General features: G+C 65.7%; 24 protein-coding genes. 6 read left to right on the top strand and 18 right to left on the bottom strand.

Features of this window, described 5'->3' with window-relative positions; translation table 11 throughout:
- The first annotated feature begins 32 nt into the window (after window positions 1–32).
- The 4 genes from KF833_15925 to KF833_15910 all read left to right on the top strand — a co-directional run bounded on the left by KF833_15925 (window position 33) and on the right by KF833_15910 (window position 5,111).
- The gene (locus KF833_15925; GenBank protein ID MBX3746798.1) at window positions 33–464 is read left to right on the top strand and encodes a cupin domain-containing protein; all 432 of its coding nucleotides are present in this window, start codon (window positions 33–35) and stop codon (window positions 462–464) included.
- 80 nt (window positions 465–544) lie between these two features.
- Entirely contained in the window at window positions 545–3,007 is a 2,463-nt protein-coding gene (locus tag KF833_15920; GenBank protein MBX3746797.1) for a hypothetical protein, read from the top strand.
- A gap of 83 nt (window positions 3,008–3,090) precedes the next feature.
- On the top strand, window positions 3,091–3,468 hold the full coding sequence (locus KF833_15915; GenBank protein MBX3746796.1) for a response regulator: 378 nt from the start codon (window positions 3,091–3,093) through the stop codon (window positions 3,466–3,468).
- A 335-nt stretch (window positions 3,469–3,803) separates the two neighbouring features.
- Complete coding sequence (locus tag KF833_15910; protein MBX3746795.1) at window positions 3,804–5,111, top strand: response regulator; 1,308 nt, start codon at window positions 3,804–3,806, stop codon at window positions 5,109–5,111.
- Between the two features lie 8 nt (window positions 5,112–5,119).
- On the opposite strand, the gene KF833_15905 is transcribed toward KF833_15910, so the two are convergent.
- The 5 genes from KF833_15905 to KF833_15885 are packed head-to-tail and all read right to left on the bottom strand — an operon-like array spanning window position 5,120 to window position 6,695.
- On the bottom strand, window positions 5,120–5,365 hold the full coding sequence (locus KF833_15905) for a glutaredoxin family protein (protein ID MBX3746794.1): 246 nt from the start codon (window positions 5,363–5,365) through the stop codon (window positions 5,120–5,122).
- A 20-nt stretch (window positions 5,366–5,385) separates the two neighbouring features.
- Window positions 5,386–5,565 carry a hypothetical protein gene (locus KF833_15900; GenBank protein MBX3746793.1) on the bottom strand — a complete coding sequence of 60 codons (180 nt, stop codon included), beginning with the start codon at window positions 5,563–5,565 and terminating at the stop codon, window positions 5,386–5,388.
- 37 nt (window positions 5,566–5,602) lie between these two features.
- Window positions 5,603–5,953 carry a hypothetical protein gene (locus tag KF833_15895; GenBank protein ID MBX3746792.1) on the bottom strand — a complete coding sequence of 117 codons (351 nt, stop codon included), beginning with the start codon at window positions 5,951–5,953 and terminating at the stop codon, window positions 5,603–5,605.
- Between the two features lie 15 nt (window positions 5,954–5,968).
- On the bottom strand, window positions 5,969–6,298 hold the full coding sequence (locus tag KF833_15890) for a DsrE family protein (protein MBX3746791.1): 330 nt from the start codon (window positions 6,296–6,298) through the stop codon (window positions 5,969–5,971).
- 25 nt (window positions 6,299–6,323) lie between these two features.
- Window positions 6,324–6,695: a sulfurtransferase gene (locus KF833_15885; protein MBX3746790.1), complete on the bottom strand. Its 372-nt coding sequence runs from the start codon at window positions 6,693–6,695 to the stop codon at window positions 6,324–6,326.
- Between the two features lie 107 nt (window positions 6,696–6,802).
- Here KF833_15885 and KF833_15880 point away from each other — a divergent pair, with 107 nt between their 5' ends.
- Window positions 6,803–7,174 (top strand): cupin domain-containing protein, encoded by a 372-nt coding sequence (locus tag KF833_15880; protein MBX3746789.1) that lies wholly within the window; start codon window positions 6,803–6,805, stop codon window positions 7,172–7,174.
- Between the two features lie 64 nt (window positions 7,175–7,238).
- On the opposite strand, the gene KF833_15875 is transcribed toward KF833_15880, so the two are convergent.
- The 6 genes from KF833_15875 to KF833_15850 form a co-directional block, all read right to left on the bottom strand.
- Window positions 7,239–9,398, bottom strand: coding sequence for a polysaccharide biosynthesis tyrosine autokinase (locus KF833_15875; GenBank protein MBX3746788.1), 2,160 nt, complete (start codon window positions 9,396–9,398; stop codon window positions 7,239–7,241).
- A gap of 74 nt (window positions 9,399–9,472) precedes the next feature.
- On the bottom strand, window positions 9,473–10,090 hold the full coding sequence (locus KF833_15870) for a polysaccharide export protein (GenBank protein ID MBX3746787.1): 618 nt from the start codon (window positions 10,088–10,090) through the stop codon (window positions 9,473–9,475).
- Complete coding sequence (locus KF833_15865) at window positions 10,047–11,354, bottom strand: outer membrane beta-barrel protein (protein ID MBX3746786.1); 1,308 nt, start codon at window positions 11,352–11,354, stop codon at window positions 10,047–10,049. The genes KF833_15870 and KF833_15865 overlap by 44 nt, the downstream gene beginning before the upstream one ends.
- Before the next feature lie 81 nt (window positions 11,355–11,435).
- The gene (locus KF833_15860) at window positions 11,436–12,080 is read right to left on the bottom strand and encodes a PEP-CTERM sorting domain-containing protein (protein MBX3746785.1); all 645 of its coding nucleotides are present in this window, start codon (window positions 12,078–12,080) and stop codon (window positions 11,436–11,438) included.
- A 161-nt stretch (window positions 12,081–12,241) separates the two neighbouring features.
- Window positions 12,242–13,843 (bottom strand): murein biosynthesis integral membrane protein MurJ, encoded by a 1,602-nt coding sequence (murJ, locus tag KF833_15855; GenBank protein MBX3746784.1) that lies wholly within the window; start codon window positions 13,841–13,843, stop codon window positions 12,242–12,244.
- Between the two features lie 66 nt (window positions 13,844–13,909).
- Window positions 13,910–14,944: a threonylcarbamoyl-AMP synthase gene (locus tag KF833_15850; GenBank protein ID MBX3746783.1), complete on the bottom strand. Its 1,035-nt coding sequence runs from the start codon at window positions 14,942–14,944 to the stop codon at window positions 13,910–13,912.
- 297 nt (window positions 14,945–15,241) lie between these two features.
- On the opposite strand from KF833_15850, the gene KF833_15845 reads away from it, so the two are divergent.
- Window positions 15,242–16,267, top strand: coding sequence for a squalene/phytoene synthase family protein (locus tag KF833_15845; protein ID MBX3746782.1), 1,026 nt, complete (start codon window positions 15,242–15,244; stop codon window positions 16,265–16,267).
- Between the two features lie 13 nt (window positions 16,268–16,280).
- Here KF833_15845 and KF833_15840 read toward each other — a convergent pair whose 3' ends face one another.
- The 7 genes from KF833_15840 to KF833_15810 form a co-directional block, all read right to left on the bottom strand.
- Entirely contained in the window at window positions 16,281–17,378 is a 1,098-nt protein-coding gene (locus KF833_15840) for a zinc ribbon domain-containing protein (GenBank protein ID MBX3746781.1), read from the bottom strand.
- Between the two features lie 102 nt (window positions 17,379–17,480).
- Window positions 17,481–18,563 (bottom strand): SPFH domain-containing protein, encoded by a 1,083-nt coding sequence (locus KF833_15835; protein ID MBX3746780.1) that lies wholly within the window; start codon window positions 18,561–18,563, stop codon window positions 17,481–17,483.
- Between the two features lie 302 nt (window positions 18,564–18,865).
- Complete coding sequence (locus KF833_15830; protein ID MBX3746779.1) at window positions 18,866–19,936, bottom strand: flippase-like domain-containing protein; 1,071 nt, start codon at window positions 19,934–19,936, stop codon at window positions 18,866–18,868.
- Window positions 19,937–19,980: 44 nt separating this feature from the next.
- A complete protein-coding gene (locus tag KF833_15825) occupies window positions 19,981–20,841 on the bottom strand; it encodes a sugar phosphate isomerase/epimerase (GenBank protein ID MBX3746778.1) in 861 nt (286 codons plus the stop codon).
- Between the two features lie 193 nt (window positions 20,842–21,034).
- The gene (gene rpsU, locus KF833_15820) at window positions 21,035–21,232 is read right to left on the bottom strand and encodes a 30S ribosomal protein S21 (GenBank protein MBX3746777.1); all 198 of its coding nucleotides are present in this window, start codon (window positions 21,230–21,232) and stop codon (window positions 21,035–21,037) included.
- Between the two features lie 174 nt (window positions 21,233–21,406).
- On the bottom strand, window positions 21,407–22,306 hold the full coding sequence (locus KF833_15815; protein MBX3746776.1) for an HAD family hydrolase: 900 nt from the start codon (window positions 22,304–22,306) through the stop codon (window positions 21,407–21,409).
- A 125-nt stretch (window positions 22,307–22,431) separates the two neighbouring features.
- Window positions 22,432–23,133, bottom strand: coding sequence for a type II secretion system protein (locus KF833_15810; GenBank protein MBX3746775.1), 702 nt, complete (start codon window positions 23,131–23,133; stop codon window positions 22,432–22,434).
- Window positions 23,134–23,167: the final 34 nt, after the last annotated feature.

Raw genomic sequence — 23,167 nt, 5'->3', positions numbered from 1 at the left:
GTCCGGCCGTCATCCCCTCCGCCCAGCCGGCCATGACCACGCGTCAGTTCCTTTCCGGAAGGCTGACCGTCGAATCCCTGCCGGTCCTCCCCATCCCCCTCCCCGCCGACGCCCCAGTCCGCAAACGTCTCCGCCTGCCCCAGGGCGAACTCGCGCAACTCCGCGACGGCGACGAGGCCGTCCATTACCTGGCCGTCCTCGAACTCCAGGCCGGCGGCGTCCGCGGCCATCACGTCCACCAGCGCAAACGCGAATCCCTCTACCTCATCTCGGGCGCCGTGACGCTCCTCGCCGAGGACCCTGCCGACCGGCAACGCATCGCCCTCGATCTGCACCCCGGCGACCTCGCCCGCATCGAACCGGGTGTCGCCCATGCCCTGCAAACCGTCACCCCGGGCTGGGCCATCGAATTCGCACCCCATCCGCTCGACCCATCCGATTCCCACCCCTACCGGCTGGATTGATTCGGAGGGTTCGGTTCTCAATCGACCGGCGTTCGCACCCCGAAAGCGCGGACGTCCGTCCTCACGGACCTGCACCCGCCATGCACCCCTCCCCAAGGCAGCCCCTGCGAGGCTGGCCCGTCGTCCGTGATGCCCTCCGAACCCAGGGGCAACCCTGCCCATTCATCCCCGTATCCCGCATCCCAGCCAGGGTCCTGGGCCTGGGGCTCCTGATCGCACTGGCAGGCCTGACCGCCCGGATGGCGTCCGCTGGCGAAGCCGTATCCCCGTCGTCCCCCGCTGGCCGCCCTGCCCATGCGCTGATCCTCGCCGGCGGCGGCGCCCATGCCGAATTGCCGGTCGCCCCGGTGCGAGACCTGTCCGCCGCCACCATCGAATGCTGGGTGCGTTGGGACGAACTGGGCGCTTCACGGCGGATCTTCAACTACGGCCGGCCTCGACGCGACCTCAGCCTGATGAGCCGCGACGGCAGGGACCTCGCCCTGGTGTCCGCCCGGCGCGAGGGCGGACTGCGTTGGCTGGTGATGTCCGACATCGTCCCCACCGGACGCTGGGTCCATGTGGCGGCGTCCCTCGGCCACGCCGGCATGCGCCTCCATCTGAACGGAGTGCCCCTCCTCCCCGTGCATCCCCATACCGGAAGTTTCGCCGATGCATCGCCCGACGGACGGTTCCTTCTCGGCAGGTCGGTCACCGACGCCGATCGGGAGACGCCGTTCCGCGGCGCCATCGCCGAGTTCCGCGTGTGGGACCGGGAACGGACCACGGAGGAGATACGGGCGGACCTGTTCCGGAGCGTGGAACCCGGCGAGTCCGGGCTGGTGTTGCTGGCACGCTTCGAACCCGGCCAGACCCTGGCCGGGCTCCGCGACGGTGCGCGGATCGAGGCGGTCACGCTTCCCGGATCCGCGGAGGGCCTCGATACCGTCGAGACCCTTCAAGGTGGACCGGGCAGGACCCGGATCTCCGCCGGCGGGCATGGCGAACGGTTGTCCGGGGCGGTGGGGATCAGCTTCGTGGGCGGGCTGCTGACGGCGTTCTGCCTCCTGCATGCGCTCCTGTTCGCGTTCCAGCCCGGGGCCCGGGCCCATCTGTACTTCGCACTCATCAGCGGACTGGGGGCGACGATGAGTTGGCCGCTCCTGGCGCTGTGGGACGTGACCCAGCACTGGCTGCCGGTGCTGGCGGTGCTCGTTCTGCGTCTCTTCCAACTGCTCTTCGCACCCGGCGACCGTCCGCCGGCGCGGGGTCTGGTCGGCCTCGCCGTGACCTGCTCGGTCGTCCTGCTGGTCAACGAGTTGTTCTTCACCCATACCGGGCTGGTGGCGGGCACCTTCGGGGTCGCGGGCGTGGGCGTCATCGTGTACTGCGCGATCCGGGTGGTCGCGATCGCCGTGCGCGCATGGCGGACGGATCTTCCGGGAAGCCGCAGCATCGGCTGCGGCCTCGGCGCGCTCATCATCCTCGCCGGCGCCGGGGTGGAGGCGCCCCTCCTCGGTGGCATCACCTTCAACCAGCTCGGCGTCGTCGCCTTCTTCTGCGCCACCTCGGTCCACCTCGCGCGAGGGTATGCCATGGCGACCCGGAAACTGGAGGAGCAAACCCGCGACCTGGCGGAGTCGAATCGCCGCCTCCGCGGAGCCAACGAGGAAATCGAGCGGCAACGCCAGGAACTCGCCGCAGCCAAGGAACTGGCCGACGCCGCCAATACCGCCAAGTCCCGCTTCCTCGCGAGTGTCAGCCACGAGCTGCGGACACCCCTGAATGCGATCATCGGCTACAGCGAGATGCTGGCCGAGGAAGCCCCCGAATCGGGCGCGCAGAAACTGGTCCCCGACCTGGAACGAATCCAGATCGCCGCACGTCACCAACTCGAACTCATCAACGACATCCTCGACCTGTCCAAGATCGAAGCGGGTCGCCTCGAGGCCGCCATTGAACCCATCGAGGTCCCGCCCGTCGTCCACAGCGTCGCCGGCCTCGTGGCACCCCTCATGGCACGCAACGGAAACCGGTTCGTCGTCGATTGCCCCACGGACCTTCCCCCGCTCCGTTCCGATCCCACGCGCCTCCGCCAGATCCTCTTCAACCTCCTCTCCAATGCCTCGAAATTCACCACCCAGGGCGACGTCCGCCTCGAAGTCCGCGCCTCGGCCAGCCGTCCCCGCACCCCCCGCGAAGCCGATTCGCCCCCGGCCAATTCCGTCGCGCCCCCTGACACCCCCGGCGTCGTCCCACCCTCTCCGCCGCAGGACATCCTCCTGTTCGCGGTCCGCGACACCGGCATCGGCATTCACCCGGAACAACTGCAACGGATCTTCGAACCCTTCAGCCAGGCCGACGCCCGCACCCATGCCCAATACGGAGGCACGGGGCTCGGCCTGGCCATCAGCCGCCGCTTCGCACGCATGCTGGGCGGTGACCTCGACGTGACCAGCGAACCCGGACGCGGCTCGGTCTTCTCCCTCACCCTGCCCGTCCTCGGACCATCCCCCCCGGTCCTGGACGCCCCGCCGGCCACCCCGCAACTCCCGCAGGCCTAGCACCCCTCGATCGCTCCTCACCCCACCACGCCTGTCCATCACATCGCACTGGACGATGGCGTCCGCGACACGATCCTCACCCCATGCCGCGGATCCTTCTGGTCGAAGACAACGAAATGAACCGCGACATGCTCTCCCGCCGGCTGCAACGCCGTGGCTTCGAGATCCTCTGCGCCGTGGATGGCCACGAAGGTCTCGATCTCGCGGCGCGGGAACGCCCGGACCTGATCCTGATGGATATGAGTCTGCCCGGCGTGGACGGGTGGGAGGTCACACGACGGTTGAAGGCCGACCCAACGCTTCGCCAGATTCCCGTCATCGCCCTCACCGCCCATGCCATGAGCACCGATGAAGATCAGGCGCGGGCGGCCGGTTGCGACGATTACGACACCAAACCGGTGGAACTCGCACGCCTCCTCGGAAAGATCGGGGCGCTGCTTCCACCCGCCGCGTCCCCGTGAACCCGCCACCGCCCCAGTCCCCGGGTCCCGCCCGCCCGGACGGATCGACCGACGACACCGCCGCAATCGATCCGCTGGCACGCCTGCGTCATCAATTGAGAACCCCCGCCGCCCAGATCCAGGGATACGCCGAACTCCTCCAGGAAGAGGCGGCGGCGCTGGGACTGACCGACTGGCTGCCCGATCTCCAGCGCATCGAACTGGCCGGCCGCCAGCTCGTGAATCGCATTCGCGACGAACTGGCGCCCGACCCCTTCGGTTCAGGGATCCCCGACCTGGGCCGCTTGCGCGCCGAACTTCGCACCCCCCTCAATCCTGCCATCGGCTACAGCGAGATGCTGGTTGAACAGGCGTCCGCAGGGAACACCGCCGCATCGCTGATCCCCGACCTCGAGCGCATCGGCGCGGCCGCCCGTGACCTGTTGGCACACCTCGACAACCTCCCCGTCACCGACTGGTTCGAAGCCCTGAGAACGGCGCGCCCGGCGGTGACCTCGCTGACCCGACCCGATGCCCTCGCCCTCTCGCGTCATGCCCACCCCGTTCAACCCCCGCCCGAGGCGTCGCGCCGGGCCCGCGTGCTGCTGGTGGACGATGATCCCGGCAACCTCGAACTCCTGTCGCGACGCCTCGGTCGTCAGGGCCATCGCGTCCGAACCGCGGCCAATGCCCGTGCCGCAATCGAGGCGCTGCACGAGGAACTCCCGGACCTCATCCTCCTCGACCTGATCATGCCGGACATCGGCGGTGACCGTTTGCTCGCCGAATTCAAAGCCCATCCCGTCTGGCACGAGGTGCCCGTGATCATGCTGTCCGCGCTGGACGAGATGGACAGCGTCGTGCGCTGCCTGCTGATGGGCGCGGAGGACTACCTGGCCAAGCCCGTGAATCCGGTCCTCCTCCATACCCGCATCGACACCTGCCTCGAACGATGCCGCCTCCGAAAACAGGAACGCGCCTACCTCGAAACCATCGAAGCCGAACGCCGGAAATCGGAATTGCTGCTCCACAACATCCTGCCCGACGCCATCGCGGCCCGGCTCAAGCACGGGGAGACCACGATCGTGGACACCCTCGCGGAGGTGACCGTCCTGTTCGCCGACGTGGTCGGCTTCACCGAACTGACCCGGCGCATCTCGTCGGTCGAACTGGTGCGCTGGCTCGACGACCTCTTCTCAGGGTTCGATCTCCTCGCCGAACAGCAACGCCTCGAGAAAATCAAGACCATCGGCGACGCCTACATGGTCGTGGGCGGTCTGCCATCCCCGCGACCCGACCACGCCGCAGCCATCGCCCGGCTGGCACTCGGACTCGTCGAACACATGAGCCAGCACTCCCATCCCTTCCCGGTCCCCGTCCAGTTGCGGGTGGGAATCCATACCGGGCCCGTCGTGGCGGGCATCATCGGACGAAACCGGTTCAGCTACGACCTTTGGGGCGCCACCGTGAATCTCGCCAGCCGCATGGAAGCCTCGAGCCTTCCGGGTCGGATTCACGTCACCGATGCCTTCCGCCGCGCGGTGGGTGCGGGATACACGTTCGAGCCCCGCGGAAACGTCGAGGTGCGGGACCACGGCGTCATGCCAACCTGGTTCCTCCAGTCCGCGTCGAGGAAATGGGGTCCGGATTCGAATCGCGACTGAATCAATCCTCATCCCCGAACCGCGGCGATCACCGCCGCCGCCGAGGTTCGAAATCGGAAGATCTCCCGCCCGTCGAGTTCTCCCAGGGGGATCACATGCCGAAACCGCCGGTAGAGTTCCGGATCCGTCAGGATGTCCAGACACTCCAGGTCAAACGCCACCTCCCGGCGCGCCTCCTCGACGGCCTCCAGGGCGGCATCGCACAGCGGACAGTGCGCCTTGGTATAGAACCGGAGTTGCGGAAGCGACGGCACGGGGCTCGGGACACCAAGGCTCACCACACCTGGACCGAGTCCGCCGCAAAAATGGCCTCCAGCAAGCGCGGATAATCGGGCGATTCAACGGTCAGATCGATCGTCTCCGCGGCGACTTCCGGCAGATGCTGCTGGGCAACCGTCACGATGTCGTTCAGGGGCTCGACCGACTTGGTCAGGATCAGCAGGACGCGGCGCATGGCGGAAGGATGCAGGGTCTTCGGGGAAATCGGCCCTTCAAAAACGGAGCACGCAATCGCTGGCAGCCGCCATGGCCGCCACCTGGGAAACGGTGACGCGCTCATACGGGACGGGCGTCTGCCCGAGGTCCTGAAGAAAGGGCGCCCCGGTCTCGACGTACACGGGCCGCCCCCACTCGCCGAGGATCGGCAAATACCGGACGTAGTTGTCCTCGTCCACGAGTTCGTCCGGAAACTCACTCAGTGCCAGCACGGCGGCCTCCGCCAGCACCACCGTGACCTCGACCTTCTTCCAGGTGCCGACACCCGCGGCAATCCGGATGCCCTCCGCAGGCCGGGCACTGGTTCGCGGATCCCCATTGATGACGAACAGAATCTTTCGGGCCATGGCGGGCGAAGGGGTTCAGTTGAAACTGACAAACCGGTCGGTGCTCGCCATGAGATCGTTGACCACCGTCAACCCGGCGAATGCCGCCCGGTCGTCGATCGGCAATTGGCGCCGCTGCGCCCCGTAGGCGCAGGCATACAGTTTGAGGCCCCGCTCCTTGAGCGCCTGAAGCGCCTCGTCGCCAACCCCGCGCACCGCCTCGTCGATGCAGTAGAGATACACATCCACTCCCGCATCCAGGGCCGCTTCCGCCAGCTTCACCCCGTGCCGGAACGGGGGCTCCTCGGCGCGGGTGGACAGCAGAATCCCCAACTTGCGTCCGCGCAGGGCTGGCGAGGTGTTCATCGCGGGAATGGAAAGACCGCCCCAATCACCCGCGCGCCATGGGCCATTGCGCGGCCGTCATGGCCTTGAATCCTCCCGCCAGCGAAAACACGCGGGTGTAACCCATCCGCTGCGCCACCTCGCAGGCCAGGGCCGAACGGAATCCGCCGCCACAGTACATGATGATCTCGGTCCCGGGATCCGGGAACGCGGCTTCAATGTCCCGCTCCAGGACGCCGCGCCCAAGATGACGCGCCTCCGCCGCATGGCCTGCCGCCCATTCCAAATCCTCCCGGACATCCAGCAGCACGGCTTTGGGGTCGTTCGCCAACCGGGCCCGCGCCTCCTCGACGGAGACCTCGCGAACGACGGGTCGAACCGCCTCGACCACACGCAGGAAACCAGGCGAATGCTGCATGCCCCCGAGGCTACGGAACCGCCGCTTCCCCGCCAATGGCGAAGAACGCCCCCAAAGCCTCGATGCATCCTTGCGCCATCTCCACATGGGTGGCGACGCTGAACCCCATGGACGTCGTCAATCTCGACCAACCCGCTCCCTTCATCACCCTCGACGGCTCGGAAATCCGGGAACTCCTCGCCCATCGAAACTCGGGATTGCGCCACCAGAGCCTGGCCGAGGCCCGCGTGCCCGCCGGAGGTTGCACCCAGGCCCATTACCACGCCCGAACCGAGGAAATCTACCTGATCACCAAGGGCACCGGGCTGCTGCGACTGGGGTCGGAAGAACGGGAAGTTCGCGAAGGCGACGCCATCGCCATCCCTCCGGGCCTCGTCCATCAACTGTGGAACACCGGACCCGATGCCCTGCACCTGCTGTGCTGCTGCGCCCCTGCCTACGAGCACTCGGACACGTTCCTCGTCACCGAGTCTCGTTGATGCACGGCCCGATGCACGGCCGTCCGGCCCGCGGTCCGTCCCCGGCCGGATTCAGGACCCGGCTTCAGGACTTCGCACCCGCCGGCTCCTTGCCCTCGGGCACCGGCTTCGCCACCGGCGCCGTCGGCTCGGTCCGGTAGTGCGAGTAGTACTGGTTCTGATAGTAGTAGTACGAGTAGTAGTACGAATCGCGCCCCTCGAAGTCGATGTCGTTGAGAACGACGCCCACCACCTGGATGCCCGCGTCCTGGATCCGTTGCACCGAACGCCGGGCGTGCTCGCGACGGATCTTCTTGAACTTCATCACGTAAATGATGCCGTCCGCCTTGGCGCCGATGACCAGGGGATCGCTCACCGCACTGATGGGCGGGCAGTCAATCACCACGCGCTCATAGCGTTCCCGCAGGTCCGCCAACACCTGCTCCATCCGTGCCCCCTCCAGCAGTTCCGACGGGTTGCTCGGGATCGGGCCGCAGGCGATCACGTCGAGATTCGGCACGGACGACTTGTGAACGATGTCTTCCAGCTTCGTCGTGGTACCCTGCAAAAGGCTCGCCAACCCCTCCGGCGCATGAATCTGAAAGGCCTTGTGGACCGACGGACGGCGAAGGTCCGCATCGATCAGCACCGTCCGGAACCCGGCTTGCGCGGTCACGATGGCAAAGTTCGAAGCGCACAGGGACTTGCCCTCCGAGGGGATGCTCGATGTGACCCCGAACACCCGCATCTTGTCCGCCCGCGCCGCCAGCGTGATGGCCGCCCGCACCGTCCGGAAACTTTCCGCCGCCGCCGACCTCGGATGCAGATGGGCATGCAGATCCCGCTCGTGAAGGTTCCCCGCCTTGATGTTCGGCACGTACCCCAGGAAGTGGAGGTTCAGGAACGTCTCGATGTCGTCCTGGCTCTTGATCGAGTCGTCGAGGTAATTCACGAAGAAGGCCAGTCCCAGCCCCAACCCGAGCCCCCCCATGATTCCCAGGATCAGAACGATCGGGATCTTCGGCTTCACCGGCATCAGCGGCAGTGGCGCCTCGTCCACGATCCGCATGTTGTTGACCGAATTGCTGGCCGAGACCTGAAGTTCCTCCGTGCGCGCCAGCAGGTTGTTCAGGATCATCTTCGCCTGTTCCGCCCGTCTCTCGAGGGCCTCGTACTCGATCCGAAGCCGGTTGTGGTCCAGCAACGCCTTCTGCTTGCTCTCGAGCAGTTGCTCCATCCGGCGCTCCGTGGCGGTCGCGATCTGGGCGCGGGTAAGAATCGATTCGAAGATCTTCCGGGCTTCATCCTCGAGGCTGAGCCGCAGCGACTCGATGTTGCGGCGCGCCTGAATCACATCGGGCCACTTCTCCTTGTAGCGGGTGAGCAACTGCTGCAAATGGGCCTCCCGCTCCGCCAGCCGGACCTTGAGTTCGCGGATCGCCAGGTTCTGCGCAATCTCGGGAATGATGTCCAGGCTCGCCCCGTCCTCGACCAGCCTCACCACCTCGGCCGCCACCTGCTGCGCCGCCGCCGCCTCCCCCTGGGCACTGTTGAACGCTATCTGCGCCTGCTGCACCGACTGGAGCACCACGTTCTGGCTGGCCTCGAGGGAGGCCATGTCGTACTGCTCCTTGTACGACTGCAGTTCCTCGTCCGCCTTGCGGACCTGACGTTCCTTCTCCACCAGTTCCGCGCCCATCCAGTTCACGGCATCCATCGCCCGGGCCCGGCGCAACAGCATGTTGTCGTCCACGAACTGGCGAGCCAGCGTGTTGGCGATGTTCGTGGCCATCCGTGGATCCGGATTCTCCACCCGCACCTCCACCAGCCGCGTCAGCCGGATCGGCACGATCTCGATCTCCCGCCGCACCGCATCAACGATGTCCAGGTGCCGCTGGTATTCGGGGATTCTCTCCAACTGCATCTCGGCAATCACCTTCCGCAGGAGCGTCGGGCTTTGGAGATTCTTGTACTGGGTCTGCAGGTAGTCCTGCTCCCGCCCCGTGCTGAGCACCAGCTCCTTGGCGGAGAACAGGCCCTCGGTTTCCCTGTCGATCTGGATCACCGCCGTGGCCCGGTAAATCTTGGGCGCCTTCAGGAGGTAAAGGGCCGAAGCCAGCATGCACAGAAAGAAGCCGATCACCACCAGCCACCGGCGCTCAAGGACGACCTGCCAATAGTGGCGAAGATGGACTTTGGCCTCCGCGCTCAGCAGGCCCTTGCGTGGGTTGTCCGAAGATTCCATAGCACTTCCGCGATACCGTCGTTCATCCAATCTGCCAGCCGCGCCAATTCCCGGGCAACTCCCCAGTTGCCATTCTAGATCCGGGACTCGGGCACGAAGATCGTGTCGCCGGGCTCGACATGCACAATCCGTTCGGGATTCGTCAGGTCCTCCACCCGGAACCGCAGCGGCTCCTCCATCCCGGCCCGCGTCAACTCGATGTTCCGTGTCCTCGCCAACCGGGTGAACCCGCCCGCCGCAGCAATGGCCTCCATCACCGACATCTTCTGCTCCGGCGGCAGCGGAATCAGGCCCGGCCGGTTCACTTGACCGAACACCGCCACATGCGCCCGCCTGAACTCCCGCACCTGCACGATCACCTGGGCATTCACCAGATAATCGAGTTCCAGCAATCGCTTCACCTCCTGCTGGACCTCGACCGTCGTCCGCCCCGCCGCCCGCAGCGCTCCAATGAACGGATACGAGACTTCCCCGTTGGCCGACACCCGGAATTCCTTCGCCCCAAGCTGCGGCTCGTTGACCACCTCGATCAGCAGAATGTCGGTCGCCTGAATCTGGTACGACTCCGTCAGTTGCCCGATGGCCCTCGGACTTGCCGCACCCAGGCCCAGGCCCAGGCCGGCCAATGCCAGCCAGACTCCCAGCCCATCAATAACCTGCCGCCAGGCGCAGCGAAACGCGATGTACTTCATAGGTCGGTATGGTCGGAACGTTGCCGTCGTAAATCCTGAAATCGTATCCTGCCGATGCCACCAACCAGGGCTGCCACCGATAGCTGGCCCGGGCCGACGCACCTCCCAAGGTATCTTTCCGCGCCACACCCGAAAAGCGCGAAGTCTCGTCGTAATCGTCCAGTTGATAGAACCCCTCCACACCCAGCGTCCACCGGTCCTGCGTGCCCAATTGCTGCGTCACGGCCACCGACGGGCGATGCACGTTGTACGAACTCCCCACAACCTCTCGCGATACCTCAATCCAGTGACGGTACCCCACGCTCACCACCGTCTTCGGCCGCGCCTGCCAACGCAGTTGCACCGAGGCAATCCACCCGTTGGGCACTTCCGTGTCGTCCTCGTAGTCCCGGAACTCGTAGCCGCCCGACACCGTGCCGGTCAGCTTGGGCGTGAACTCGCCTTCGGCGCCCACCGAAATCCCGTAAAACGTCAGGTCCGGCGCCTCACGCACCAAGGGGCTGTTGGTCTCCCGCAGGCTCTGGCCCGCCGATATTTCCGGATAGACCACGATCTTCTCCGACGGCAGGTAGCCCACACGGAAGCCCCCTGAATACGACATGAAATCGTACAGGTGGTTCGGCGCCAAGTCCTTGGCATCGTAGTCCACCATGTCGAACGAAACCCGCGCCCCCAGACTCGTCTTTGGCGAGAGCGAGTAATCCGCCCGCCAGTCGTCCCGGAGACTGACCACCCCAATCCGCCGCTGGATGTAGCTGAACGACCCGCCCAGCAGGTTCTTCGTGATCGAAAACCGATCCTGCCCCTCGATCGAGGTTCGCGAAAACTGGAACCGGCTCTGGTGAACCAGCGAATGCCCCAGATTGTTCAGATCGTCCCGCTCCGCGTAAAACGACGCATCCAGCGTGTACCGCAGCGATGCGAAGCTCGCCTCCCGGTCTCCATAAAACGCTCCCAGACTGGGCTGAACCGTGGTGATGAAATCATCCACCCGGTTCTCGTCGTTGTAGAAGATGTTGCTGTCATAGACCTGACCAATCCCGAGGTGGGGCCGCAGCGTCACCGACCCCAGTTCGTAGATCAAATAGCGTTCCGAATCGAAATCCGCCCACGCCGAACCTCCTGCCATCATCGCCAGCAGCCATCCCGCCGTTCCAACCCCACCCACTCCCCGCTCCCGACGGATGCGCCCATCGATCTGCCGTCTGCGGGCGGCTTCCATGGCCGCTTCGCCGCCCTCGATTCCCCACAGGGTGTGCTTCATGTCAGGTTCCCTCTCCCGATAAACGAAAAACGCGGGCGCATAGGCCCGCGTTGCGTTTCAAAGGGTTTCCAAGCTCATCCCTTAGCGGCTGGCCGCACGCCGGCGCACCAGCAGGGCAAGACCACCCAATGCCAGCAACGCCACCGGGCCAGGCTCGGGGACGGCCGTCAGGATCGCCCCGAAATTCGCCGAAGCCCCAGTCGGCAATCCATCCACCTGCAGCAACTCCCAACCGCTCACCCCAAACTGCCAGATGTCGTCCAGGCTCGATCCCACCGTCGGCGGATCATACAGCTTCAGCCCGAAAATCTCGGCGCCGCTGACGCCCCTCGGCACCACGGTCCAAGTGAACGAAGCTGGAAGCGCAATCCCGAGCGGCTGCAGATCAACGATCTGAACCGGAATGTTGCCATTCACCAGGGAGAACTCGGTGCTCTCGAACAGGAGCGCACCGGGCGCCTGCGTTCCACCCGCACCCACCGGCACGCCGTTGTTCTCGTAAAACCGCACCACCGCGGTCTCCCCCCCGGCCAGTCCTGAGGCGAAGTACTCGAACCGGAACGAATCCGCGATCCATCCCGCCGTGCCAATGTTGATCTGATCGCCGAATTCACGCTGGCTCGCGAAGAAGGAATCCAACGGCGTCGTGCTGTTGTTGTAAGCAATGAACGGCGTCTGGCCCAGCGCGGACGACGTCAGCAGCCCGGCGACCACCACACCACCCATCCATGAAACTCGCTCGTTGTTTTTCATCAAATTCGAGATTGTCGTTCTAGTTGTCGGGCGACTGGACCCCCTACCTTGGGTTCGTCGCGGGACTTCCTATCCCCACCGACGTTTGGCGTCAATAGGTTTCTGTCCCCTAAATGCCTTGGTCCAAGCCGCATTCAGGATTTCCCCCCCGTTCCCCCATCCTCTCCACCACCCCCGGCCCGACGCCGAATCGACGTCACCGCCCACTCCAGCCAGTCCCGAAACGCCCGCACCTTCAGCCATCCCAGCAGGACCCCGTACGCCAAGGCCCCGATTCCCGCCGGAACAGCGACCGTCGCTCCGCGCGCCCACCCCCCCTCCGTCCCCAGAAAATCCTCCAGCCCCCGCCCCAGCAGCGCCACCCCAATGCCCACCGCCACCGCCACCGCCAGCACCACCCGCGTCTCCCGCCACAACCAGCCCCAGTCCAGCTTCGGGAATTTCCGCTTGAGCGCGTACCCCAGCAGGGCGGCGTTGGCGAGCGCGGTCAGGGTGTTGGCCAGCGCCAGCCCCCCTTCCCGCAAGGCGAGCACAAACAGCACCGACAACACCGTGTTCAGAGCCAGACAAAACACGCTGATCTGCATCGGAACCCGCGTCTCCCCAAGCGCATAAAACGCCCGCGCCAGGATCCCGGTGGCGGAAAACGCCACCAGACCCGGCGCCAGAAACACGAGCGCGAAGGCCACGCTCTCCGTGGCCGATGCCTGAAACGCACCCCCCTCGTAGAGCAATCGAACAATCGGACGCGCCAATCCCATCAACAGGGCGCTCGCCAGCAGATTGATCAGCAGCAGATGGCTGAGCCCGTGCAGCAGCATCGATCGAAACTCCTCATACTTCCGATCCGTCGCCAGCCCTGACAGGGTCGGCAACAGGAAGGTGGCCATCGATACCCCGAACAGGCCCTGCGGCAGTTCCATCAGCCGCACCGCGTACTGGAACGACGCCACAATCGAGGCGCCCAGCACAAAGGCGAATCCCTGGGTGATCAACAGGTTCAATTGGAATGCCGCCACCCCCACCGTGGTCGGGATCATCCGGCGCACCACCTCCATCGTTCCCGTCTCCCGCCAGGGCGTCACCCACCGCGGACGCCATCCCTCCCGCCATAGCGCCGGAAGTTGGAACAGCGCCTGGGCCACCCCAGCCGCCAGCACCCCCCAGGCAAGCGCATGGATCCTCGACTCCAGCCCACCCTCGATTCGCGGCGCCCACACCAGCACCGTGGCGATCATCACCACGTTCAACAGGGCCGCCCCCAGCGCCGGAATGAAGAAGAGGCCCCGCGCGTTCAGCATCCCCATGCAGACGGCAGCCAGGCACACCAGCAGCGTGTACGGAAACATCACCCGCAGCAGCTCCAGCATCAGCCGCGTCTGGTTCTCCAGTTCCCCCCAGCCCAAGGCCACCGAAATGCCCGCCACCGCCACCAAGACCACCGCCGATGCCACCACGATCAACCCCGAAACCACCCCGTTCGCGCAGTGCCACATCGCCCTCTCCCCCTCGCGCTTCTCCGTCTCCTTGAACACCGGAATGAACGCCGCGGTCAGCGCCCCCTCACCCAGCAGCCGCCGGAAAAGGTTCGGAATCTGGAAGGCCAGCAGGAAGGCCCCCGCCACCCAGCCGTTCCCCATGAACCGCGCATAGGCCATCTCCCGCACCAACCCCAGCAACCGGCTGATCAAGGTGGCTCCCGCCATCGCCCCCGTGGACCTGAACATCTTCGACATGCCGCGCGGAGTTAGCCCGCATTCGCCACCCGAGGCGAGCATCCGCCCGCTCCGCCCCCCTCACCCTCACACCCCCGCCGCTTCCGCCCGTCGCAAACGGTCCGCCACACCGCCCCACACCGCCCCTTCCGGCACCGCCTCGACCACAATCCACCGGGCCCCCAACGCATCGCAACCATGCCACTCGGCATACAACGCCCGCGCAAATGCCTCCGCATCGTGCGGAATCACACAGACCCGCGCCGCCACCCCCGCCGACGGCACCCGCTCATGCGCCAACACATGCGTCCCCGCCGGCTCCCAACCCCGTTCGCGCATCTGCCGCGCCAGGTCCGCGTCATCCCGCCAGCGCAGCACCCCCACCCGCCCCTGCGGCGCGTAATGCCGGGGCAACTGACCCGGACTCCGCAGCACCTTCGCTCCGTCGCCTCCCATGGCCACCGAACCCAGGACTGCCGCCAGCGACTCCTCATGGATCGTCCCCGGACGCAGAATCCGTGGCGGAACCGTTCCCAGATCCAGCACCGTCGATTCGATCCCCACCTGGCAGGCGCCCCCATCAACCACCAGCGGGATCCGGTCCCCCAGCGATGCCACCACGTGCGCCGCCTGCGTCGGGGAAACGCAGTTCGACCGGTTCGCGCTGGGTGCCGCCAACGGAAATCCGCACGCCCGGATCACCGCCTGGATCAACGGATGCGACGGCCAGCGTATCCCCACCGTGTCCCCGCCCGCCGTGACCTCGTCGGGAATCCGCCCGGACCGGGGCACCACCAGGGTCAGCGGGCCGGGCCAGAACGACGCCGCCAGCCGGTCCGCATCGACCGGCCATTCACGGGCACAGGCGCGCGCCATGGCCCCGGTGGCGACATGGACAATGACCGGATTGCCGGCCGGCCGGCCCTTGACCGTGTACAGGCGACGCACCGCCAGCGGGTCCAATGCGTTCGCCGCCAGCCCGTACACCGTCTCGGTCGGCAACGCCACCACCTCTCCGGCCCGCAGAAGATCGGCAGCCCGAATCACCGCCGCGGCAAACCGCTCCGGGGTGTCGGTGGGCAGCACCTCCACCCCGCGCGTCGATTCGAGATTCTCGGCCACCACAAAGCGCCACTACGCCAGATGGATCGGCCCTTGCAAAGTTCCGGGTTTCCGCCCGGAAGGTTGGGTGGCCGGGTGGCCCACGATGGATTCGCCCGGATCGGGCGGATGGGCAACGGGGGCAGGGGAGATGGGTTCTGGCTATCGACGGCAAGGTGCCGGCTCGCCTGCGCAACCTCGCCAACGGAATCTGCCAACGGCCCTGTAACAGACGACTCAGCCGCGTGATCTCTGCGCCCGGCCGCATCGACGCCGTTGGCGGACGGAATCTTCTCGCATAGGATGAGCCCCAACCGCATGACCGCGCCCGAGTCGGCTCCGCTCACCTGCCTCCTGCGCGAGGTTTCGCGCTCGTTCCACCTCACCCTGAGGCTCCTGCCCACACCCGTCCGGACGCAGATCGGCGTCGCCTACCTGCTCGCTCGCGCCACCGACACCATCGCGGACACCGCCATCCTCCCGATGGACCTGCGGATCGAGGCCCTGCACCTCCTCAAGGACCGCATCCTGGGCGTCCGTGCCGGGCCGGTCGATTTCGGGTCCCTGGCGGAGAACCAGGCCCGGCCCGCCGAGCGCCTCCTCCTGCAACGCATCGAGGAAGTGATCGCCGAACTCAACCGCTTCGCCTGCTTCGACCGCTGCTGCGTCCGTGAGGTCCTGGAGACAATCGCCAGCGGACAGGAACTCGACCTCAGGCGCTTCGGTGAGGCTGACCCGGGACAGGTGGTCGCCCTCGCCACCGAGGGTGATCTGGACGACTACACCTTCCGGGTCGCCGGTTGTGTCGGAGGCTTCTGGACCCGGCTCTGCCGCTCGCACCTTTATCCCCGCGAACCCCTCTGCATGGCCCGCTACCTCGATGATGCCGGCCGCTTCGGCAAAGGACTTCAACTGGTCAACATCCTCCGGGATCTGCCCGTCGATCTCCGCCAGGGCCGGTGCTATATCCCTCGCGCATCCCTCGACCAACAAGGGCTCCAACCGGAAGACCTCCTGGATCCCGGCACCGAACCCCGCTTTCGCCCCCTCTACTCCGCCCTTCTCCTCCAAGCCGCCGACCACCTCACGGCCGGCTGGCGCTACACCTGCACCACGCCCCGGAACCAATTCCGCGTCCGGCTCGGGTGTGCCCTCCCCCTCCTGATCGGCGCCGAAACCCTGCGCCTGCTGGCGGTGAACCGGGTCCTGAACCCGGCCAGGCGCTGGAAGGTCTCCCGCTGGCGCGTTCGATCCCTCCTGTTCCAGGCGATCGTCTGGCACCCGTTCCCCCATCGTTGGGAACGGCTCTTCTCCCCCGAACTGCCCGACGCCACCTTCGTATGACCGGAACCCCACCCTACCGCTGAACGAGGGCCGCTGCCAACACCGCAAGCACTCCCACCGCCAGGATCGTCAGGACGATCTTCACCCAACTGTAGGGACGGTCCCCGGCAATCCTGCCCGTCGAGCCGTTGACCAGGACCTGATACGTGGTGCGCCCGAACTGGTAATTCAACAGCCAGACCGGCACGAGAAGGTGCTTGAAGGTCTGCGAGGAATAGTCCGCCTGCACCCGCAGGTTCCGATGGGTGTCCCCGGGAACCTGGGCCGCACATAACCCGCGGGCCTTCGCGTCCATCGCCTCCCGCGCCTTCCTGGCCGCCGCCACCAGGTCGATCTGGTACTGCTCCACCACCCAGCCCGCCAGATATCCCGCGTCATACGGCTTCAACTCCGTCTTCGTCGGAAACGGCTCGATGCCCCGCAGCAGATCCGTCCGCACCCCCTTGGTCGCAGGCACTGGCTCGTCATCGAAAAAGTGGCTCAGCCGCCCGGAACTGGGCACCCACCGAATCCGCCGCACCTGCCGCGTCTGCCGGTTCCCGTTGGCGTCCCGGTAGGTCTGCGTCTCGTAATAGTAATGCCCCGCCTCCGCCGACCACCGGGCCATCACCTGGGCGTCGAAGGTCCAGTAGGGCAGGTACACGCCATGGACGGTGTCGGTCAGGGCCCGGGATCGAAGCCGGTTGGGCGCAAACCAGCGCGAGGCATACCAGACGCGCATCTGTTCCCGCACCGCATCCACCGGCACCTGGAACGGCAGCACCCCGCTGGGCCGGATCGGCGCTCGCTGCGCCTCCACCGCCACGATCGACGGGGACCCGCAGAAATCGCAGCGCTGCGCAACGCGCCGCGCTTCGAAGACGGAAATGGCGTGGCAGTTCCGGCATTGGACCGACTTGGTGGAGGCCTGCCAACCGCGCTGGTCCGGAGTCAATTGACGCAGGGCCTCGACCAGGTCGTTCTCCCCAACCCATTGCCCGTCCGCCCCGAGGCGCGCCGGGGAAACGGTGCTGCAGTACGGACAAACCAGCAATTGGCGCCCCGCGTCCCACCGGGCATCGGCCCCGCATGCGGGGCAGGCGTATTTCTGAATCGATTGGAAGTCGGACATGACGCGATCCAAGGCCTCATTGCCGGGGGCGGGCGCCATGCCGAAACCCCGGCCCCGCACCGTCCACCCAATTCCGACCCTTCCTCACCGTTCCGGAACTCCTCAGTGGGCCAGGAATTCGTCCAGCGCCGCCTGCGATACGCGCCACGCACTCCCGATCCGGCGCCCCTTCAATTCCCCCGATTCCAATGTCGATAGCACATCGGCCTCCGTAACGCCCAGCGCCTGGGCCACCTCCTCCGGCGAATAGAGCCGTGGCGACTGCGGTGCGGCCGCCGCCCCAACCCCAACCGCCGCGGCCGGGGCCGCGGCCGCGGCCGGCGTGCCGGCCGGTTGGGCAAACTGCTGGGCCATCTGTTGGGCCATGGCCAGTCCAATGCCCAATTGCGCCGCCGCACTCCCGGTGCTGCCCTCCCCCTTCTCCATGCCCTGGGCCATCTGGAACTTCACGTAGTCGTTCAGGTCGCCCACCACCGACATGCTCGATCGCTTGTCGATGGCCGCCTCCACCTCCGGTGGCACGGAGGCGTTCTCCAGGATGAAACTCGTGATCTCGATGCCGTACTTCGCGGACGTCTGCGGATTGATCAGCGGCAGGATCGCTTCGCCCACCTCCTGGTACCGGGTCGCAAGGTCCAGCACCGGAATCTGCGCACTGGCCACTGCGTCGCTGAAAACACTCACAATCCGGGACCGCATCGTGTCGTGAAACTCGTCCAGCCGGAACTGATGGTCTGTTCCCGCCACTTCCCGCAGAAAAACCGGCGGATTCACGATCCGGAAATCGAAGGTGCCGTACGCCCGCACCCGCACGACCCCAAAGTCCTTGTCCCGCATCATGATCGGGTTCGAGGTCCCCCACTTGTTTCCCGAAAACAGGCGGGTGACGATGTAGTACACATCCGCCTTGAACGGGCTCTCGAAGCCGTACTTCCAGCCCTTGAGCCGCGAGAGGATCGGAATGTTGTCGGTGGTCAGCGAATGCTTCCCGGGCCCCAGCAGGTCGCCGTACTGCCCGAGGTACACGAACTGCACCATCTGGCTCTCCCGCACGATCAACTGCGCCCCTCGCTTGATCTCCCGATCCTCGTCCGGCCATCGGAAGCTTAGGGTGTCCCGGACGTCGTTCTCCTCCCACTGAATGATCTCCCACGCCTGTGACCGCAGAAATTTGAGGATGCTCATGGCTGCCCGGATGGATGATGTCCCAGCGGATAGGGGAGTTGCGGAAAACTCTCCAGAAAAAAGGACGCCCCATAGTTATTAAGCCCGGTTTGATTTGTTGACTCCAGGTTTAGTTTGTTGACGCCGTTTCTCAAATAATAAGCCAGGTTCATTGCATTGACTTTTGATCTCCGTACTCGCTCCCCTGATTAATAAGTCAGGTTCATTTTATTGACTCGATGGGCGAAGTCCAAAGGCTTGCCGGCGCTCAAAATCCAACGTCCGGATCGCAGCGCAGATGAGAAGGAGTCGGGCGCCGCCTCTCAACCGTCCCGCCCAGCCTCGGCCGATTCCTCAGCCACCGCCTCGGCCAAGTGCCGTTCCCGCCGCCGGAAGACGTACAGCACCCCGCCCACCGCACTCCAGACCAGACTCCCCGCGTAGGCCACCAACGAAATCGCCACGGCCGTGCCGGCGCCGATTCCAATCTCGGGCAGGCTCAGCAGATACAGGTAAAGGTTGTCCCGGACCCCAAGACCATTCGGCGTCAACGGCAGCGCCGAAATGCAGATCACCGCCGGCACCACCAGGAACATCGGTGTCCATGCCACCTGCAACCCGTACCCCCATACCAAGGTCATCAACTGAATCACGCAAACCGCCGTCAACACGACGGATAACACCAGCGCCTTTCCCAGCACGGCCCGGGACCTGCCCAAAACCCGGCACGATTCGAGCGCCCGCTCGATCATCGCGGCGCGAGGCAGGCGACGCAGCCAATGCCGGGCATTCGGCAACACCTGGGAAACGCCTCCCCGCAGGGATACCAGCAGAAATCCACCGGCCGCCACCGTCATGCCCAGCACCACCGCTCCCAACAGCACCATCCGCGGGTGGTTCAGCACCATCCCGAGATTGGGAATCAACAGGCAGGTGGCGAAAGCCAGCATCGCGAAGAGCCCCAGGACGCGGTCAAGCAGCACGCTGGTGACCGCTTCGGTCTTGAGGTGATGCGTCACCCGGGCCGCGTAATACGCCTTCAACAGGTCGCCGCCGGTGGCCCCCAGCAGGAACGAGTTGAAGAAATGGGCGATGAAGGAGATTTCCAGGGTCCGCCGGAAACCGGGGTTCAACCCCTGCGATCGCAGCACCAGCCACCACCGCCAGGCACCCAGCAGGATCGTCAACCCCCACAACCCGATCGAAGCGATCAGCCAGCCAGCCTGCACGGCAAGAAGCGTCCGCCCCAATTCCACCGGACCCAACCGCCACACCGTCACCCAGCGTTCCCAACGCGGCATGGCGTCCAGCACCACTCCCTCAGCCGCCAAGACCGACCGGCTCTGGTCGTGAAAAATCGCATGAAACGCCCAGGCCAGAAGCACTCCGGCCATCCCCAACCGCCAGGCAACTGACCAGATCCTGCGGACCGCCCCTTTCACTCGGGACCCCACAGGCCCTGGATGTGCGCCAGGCCCTGCGGGATCATTTCGGCGGGAGCCGACGGGCTAAGTTCCAGAACTTTCAAGTGTTCCGGCCGGACATAGGGCGCGAGTGCGGCAAAATCGATCGTGCCCGTCCCGGGAACCATGTGGTCACGCCCCGGAAAGCCGACATCGTGGATGTGGAATCCGAGCAACCGATCCGCCAGCCCGCCCACATGCATCGCATGATGGATCAACCCGAGATTCTCCTTGATCTGCCCATGGCCGGTGTCGTGCCAATACCCAATGCAGGACTGCGGAAACTCCCGGAAAAACAGGTGGAAATCGCTCTCGAACGGGATCTCTTCGATGGCCTCCCGGTTCTCGATCGCCAACCGCACGCCCCGGCTCGATGCCTCCTCCGCCAGGGCCCGCAGGAAAGCGTAGGCCACCTCCACATGCGGTTCCTTGCGCGATTCCCGCTTGTGAACCGCTTCTTCCAACAGCTTCTCGTACTTAGGCGTCTCACGCTTCCCAGCCTCGATCATCTCGAGCAACCGGTCCGTGTAGTCCCGCATCTCCACCGCCCCCATGTGCAACACCACCAGGGAAGCCTTCAGGCGCGCCGCCGTGTCCAGCGTCTTCAGGGTGTGCTTCCATGCGTTGTCCCGTTCCCGACGATCCAACGCGGTGAACTTGAACAGGTTGGGCGCCGGATAATGGATGCCGATCGGAAGCGGGCAGAAGTTGTGCAGGGAGGAGATCTTGATCTCGCCGGCCTCGACCGCCTCAATGATGCCCGGGAGCAGCCCAAGCCGAATCCCGTGGCTCAACTCGGCATACTCGAACCCCAAGGACCGGATCTCCTGCAGCATCTGTCGGCCACAGGTATGCCGGCCTGAATTCCAGCAACTGGAAAGCGAATACATGATCGCCTAGCCCGTGGCCGGGATGGCGCAGTGGACCCCGAAGGAACGCCAGGTCAGATCCCGGCAAGCTCCACACGCCATCCCGCCAACGGAAATCGCCAAGCCGCGGCTGTCGAGCTGCCCACCAGACGCCAGAGCCTTACAGCTCCGCGTAGCGGGCGCTCAGCATCGCGTTGAAGCGCGCAACCTTCAGCTTGCGGCGGCGGCGTTCGCTCGGCTTCTCGTAATGCCGATGATTCCGGACCTCCTTGAGGATGCCCTCGCGATCCACCTTCTTCTTCAGGCGCCGAAGGGCCTTTTCCACCGGTTCGCCTTTTTTCAGTTTGATCTCGGTCACGCTACGTCACTTCCTTTCCCGACCTCGGCTTTCCAGCAGGGCAACCCCCCGGACCACAGCCGCTCCGGTCAAAATGGAGCGGCAGGCTATGCGCGCCGGGGGGAGGTGTCAATCGGCGCGAACAGGCGTTTTCGCGCCCCCTCCGGATCCCCAACCGCCTCGCCCGGCATGGACTCAGCCTCGCCCCATCGACTGCCACGGCGGACGCTCGGGGAGCGATGCGTTGAACTCGCGCACCAGCGCGCTTTCGTAGTCCCCCGCATACTGGTTGGCAAAGAACGCATCGAGCCCCTCCGACAACAACCGCTGCCAGGAAACCTCTTCGCGGCCGGGAATGATGGGATAAAACAGCGCCAGATTGGTCTTGGCCGCCGTGAAATCGCCCGGCGCATCCCCGATCATGAGGACTTGACCCGGCGGGTACTTCCCGCCTGCCGCCGCACGCAAATGTTCCTTCTTCGATCCCAGTTCCTGCCCGGCAATCAGCGCAACCTGGTTCGCCAGGGCATGCTCCGCCCACTCGCGGGAGAGGGCCGCTCCGGGGGTTTGCGAGATCACCATGGCATCGGCCTGCCCTTCCAGCCGGGCCAGGCATTCGCGAACACCCGGAAACGGTGGCACCCCGTGCACAATGTCCTGAATCTGCCGATCCACCGCCAGGGACCATTCCAGGACGGGCCCCAGCGCCTCGTTGCCGCGCGTTTCCACCTCGGCCCGCAGGGTGGACAGCGAATGCTGGGGTTCCCGCGCCATCCAGGCATCCAGATCGTCGGTCCCAGGCACCCGGACTCCCCGCGCCGCCACCTCCGGCCGCTCGGCCAGCAGGGTGAGGGCGTTGGAGAGGGCCGGGTAACGATTGATGCCCCGCGTCTTCGAGTAGAGGTTGACGAACTCCCAAACCTCCCGCGCATACCGCGCCACCGCCTGGAGGCCGAAGTGCTTGATGAACATCGGCGTAAAGCACTCCTTGTGCTTGATCTCCATCGAGTCGAATACGCACCCGTCGGAGTCGATTCCCACGAAGTACGGATGGCGCGGCGCGAATTCGCGCAGGACTTGGGCGGCGTCGTTCATGGTGGCAGCAGTCGTCCCGCGCAATGTGCGGAGCGGGCCACGGACCGGGAAAGGCAAAACTGGTGCCCCCCCGCCCGGTGTCCCGACTTCGGTCGGCCGCAGCTGGAACCCGCGACCTTGACGCCTCACGGAACCCATCGGATCCGCGGATGGTTCGTCCTGCCACGGTCTGCCGCGGAATCCCAGTAGTCCATGGCGCGAAACCGCCGGGCGTGCCCGTCCAGAAAGAGAAACTGCGCGCCCCCCACATGCAGGTTCGTGTGGACATACCCCCAATAGCCCACCGCCGGCAGGTTCTTCGAATCGAACAGCCACACCATCCTCGATGGCTCCGGCACGCTCCCCAAACGCGTCGGCATGTCCCCTTCGCTGGTCCCGTCCACGTGCTGATTCAAGCAATAGTGAAACAGGTTCCGGCCGTTGCTCCGACGCCGGTTCGCCGGGCACAGCCAGACGGTCGAACCCACCCCGGCGGAAGGGTCCGTCCGCCACGCCTGATCATGGTACCTCGGAATGCCCATCTGCCTCGGCAACTGGATGTACCACCCGCGGTTTGTCTGCGCGTCCCCGGGATTTGGGAAGCCCTCGGGGGGCAGCCAATCGCCATGGTCCAGCGCATACAACATCGTGGCCAGCCCCCACTGCCGCAGATGATTCAGACACATCGCCCCGTGCGCCCGCGCCCGAACCCGACCCGCCCCCGCCCCCAGCAGGCTCGCCAGCAGCGCCACCACCGCCACGGTCACCATCAACTCCAGCAGCGTGAACCCCCCACGCCGTCGTCCCTGGCCGGAACCGGCACCTTCCTTCGCCTTGAAACAAAGCATAGCCCCTCCCGTATGGATTCGGGATGCATGGCCG

The sequence above is a fragment of the Verrucomicrobiia bacterium genome (assembly GCA_019634625.1).
In the GTDB taxonomy this organism is placed as follows: Bacteria; Verrucomicrobiota; Verrucomicrobiia; order Limisphaerales; family CAIMTB01; genus CAIMTB01.
This window is presented reverse-complemented; position numbering and strand designations above follow the sequence as displayed.

Coding starts and splice junctions, on each gene's coding strand:
- KF833_15845 (MBX3746782.1), top strand. CDS start 15,242: ATGACCGCGCCCGAGTCGGCTCCGCTCACCTGCCTCCTGCGCGAGGTT.
- KF833_15895 (MBX3746792.1), bottom strand. CDS start 5,953: ATGGCCCGAAAGATTCTGTTCGTCATCAATGGGGATCCGCGAACCAGT.
- KF833_15880 (MBX3746789.1), top strand. CDS start 6,803: ATGGACGTCGTCAATCTCGACCAACCCGCTCCCTTCATCACCCTCGAC.
- KF833_15900 (MBX3746793.1), bottom strand. CDS start 5,565: ATGCGCCGCGTCCTGCTGATCCTGACCAAGTCGGTCGAGCCCCTGAAC.
- KF833_15915 (MBX3746796.1), top strand. CDS start 3,091: ATGCCGCGGATCCTTCTGGTCGAAGACAACGAAATGAACCGCGACATG.
- KF833_15875 (MBX3746788.1), bottom strand. CDS start 9,398: ATGGAATCTTCGGACAACCCACGCAAGGGCCTGCTGAGCGCGGAGGCC.
- KF833_15920 (MBX3746797.1), top strand. CDS start 545: ATGCACCCCTCCCCAAGGCAGCCCCTGCGAGGCTGGCCCGTCGTCCGT.
- KF833_15925 (MBX3746798.1), top strand. CDS start 33: ATGACCACGCGTCAGTTCCTTTCCGGAAGGCTGACCGTCGAATCCCTG.
- KF833_15835 (MBX3746780.1), bottom strand. CDS start 18,563: ATGAGCATCCTCAAATTTCTGCGGTCACAGGCGTGGGAGATCATTCAG.
- KF833_15870 (MBX3746787.1), bottom strand. CDS start 10,090: ATGAAGTACATCGCGTTTCGCTGCGCCTGGCGGCAGGTTATTGATGGG.
- murJ (MBX3746784.1), bottom strand. CDS start 13,843: ATGTCGAAGATGTTCAGGTCCACGGGGGCGATGGCGGGAGCCACCTTG.
- KF833_15815 (MBX3746776.1), bottom strand. CDS start 22,306: ATGAACGACGCCGCCCAAGTCCTGCGCGAATTCGCGCCGCGCCATCCG.
- KF833_15825 (MBX3746778.1), bottom strand. CDS start 20,841: ATGCTGCAGGAGATCCGGTCCTTGGGGTTCGAGTATGCCGAGTTGAGC.
- KF833_15840 (MBX3746781.1), bottom strand. CDS start 17,378: ATGTCCGACTTCCAATCGATTCAGAAATACGCCTGCCCCGCATGCGGG.
- KF833_15910 (MBX3746795.1), top strand. CDS start 3,804: ATGCTGGTTGAACAGGCGTCCGCAGGGAACACCGCCGCATCGCTGATC.
- KF833_15830 (MBX3746779.1), bottom strand. CDS start 19,936: ATGGCCGGAGTGCTTCTGGCCTGGGCGTTTCATGCGATTTTTCACGAC.
- KF833_15885 (MBX3746790.1), bottom strand. CDS start 6,695: ATGCAGCATTCGCCTGGTTTCCTGCGTGTGGTCGAGGCGGTTCGACCC.
- KF833_15860 (MBX3746785.1), bottom strand. CDS start 12,080: ATGGGTGGTGTGGTGGTCGCCGGGCTGCTGACGTCGTCCGCGCTGGGC.
- KF833_15890 (MBX3746791.1), bottom strand. CDS start 6,298: ATGAACACCTCGCCAGCCCTGCGCGGACGCAAGTTGGGGATTCTGCTG.
- KF833_15865 (MBX3746786.1), bottom strand. CDS start 11,354: ATGAAGCACACCCTGTGGGGAATCGAGGGCGGCGAAGCGGCCATGGAA.
- KF833_15810 (MBX3746775.1), bottom strand. CDS start 23,133: ATGCTTTGTTTCAAGGCGAAGGAAGGTGCCGGTTCCGGCCAGGGACGA.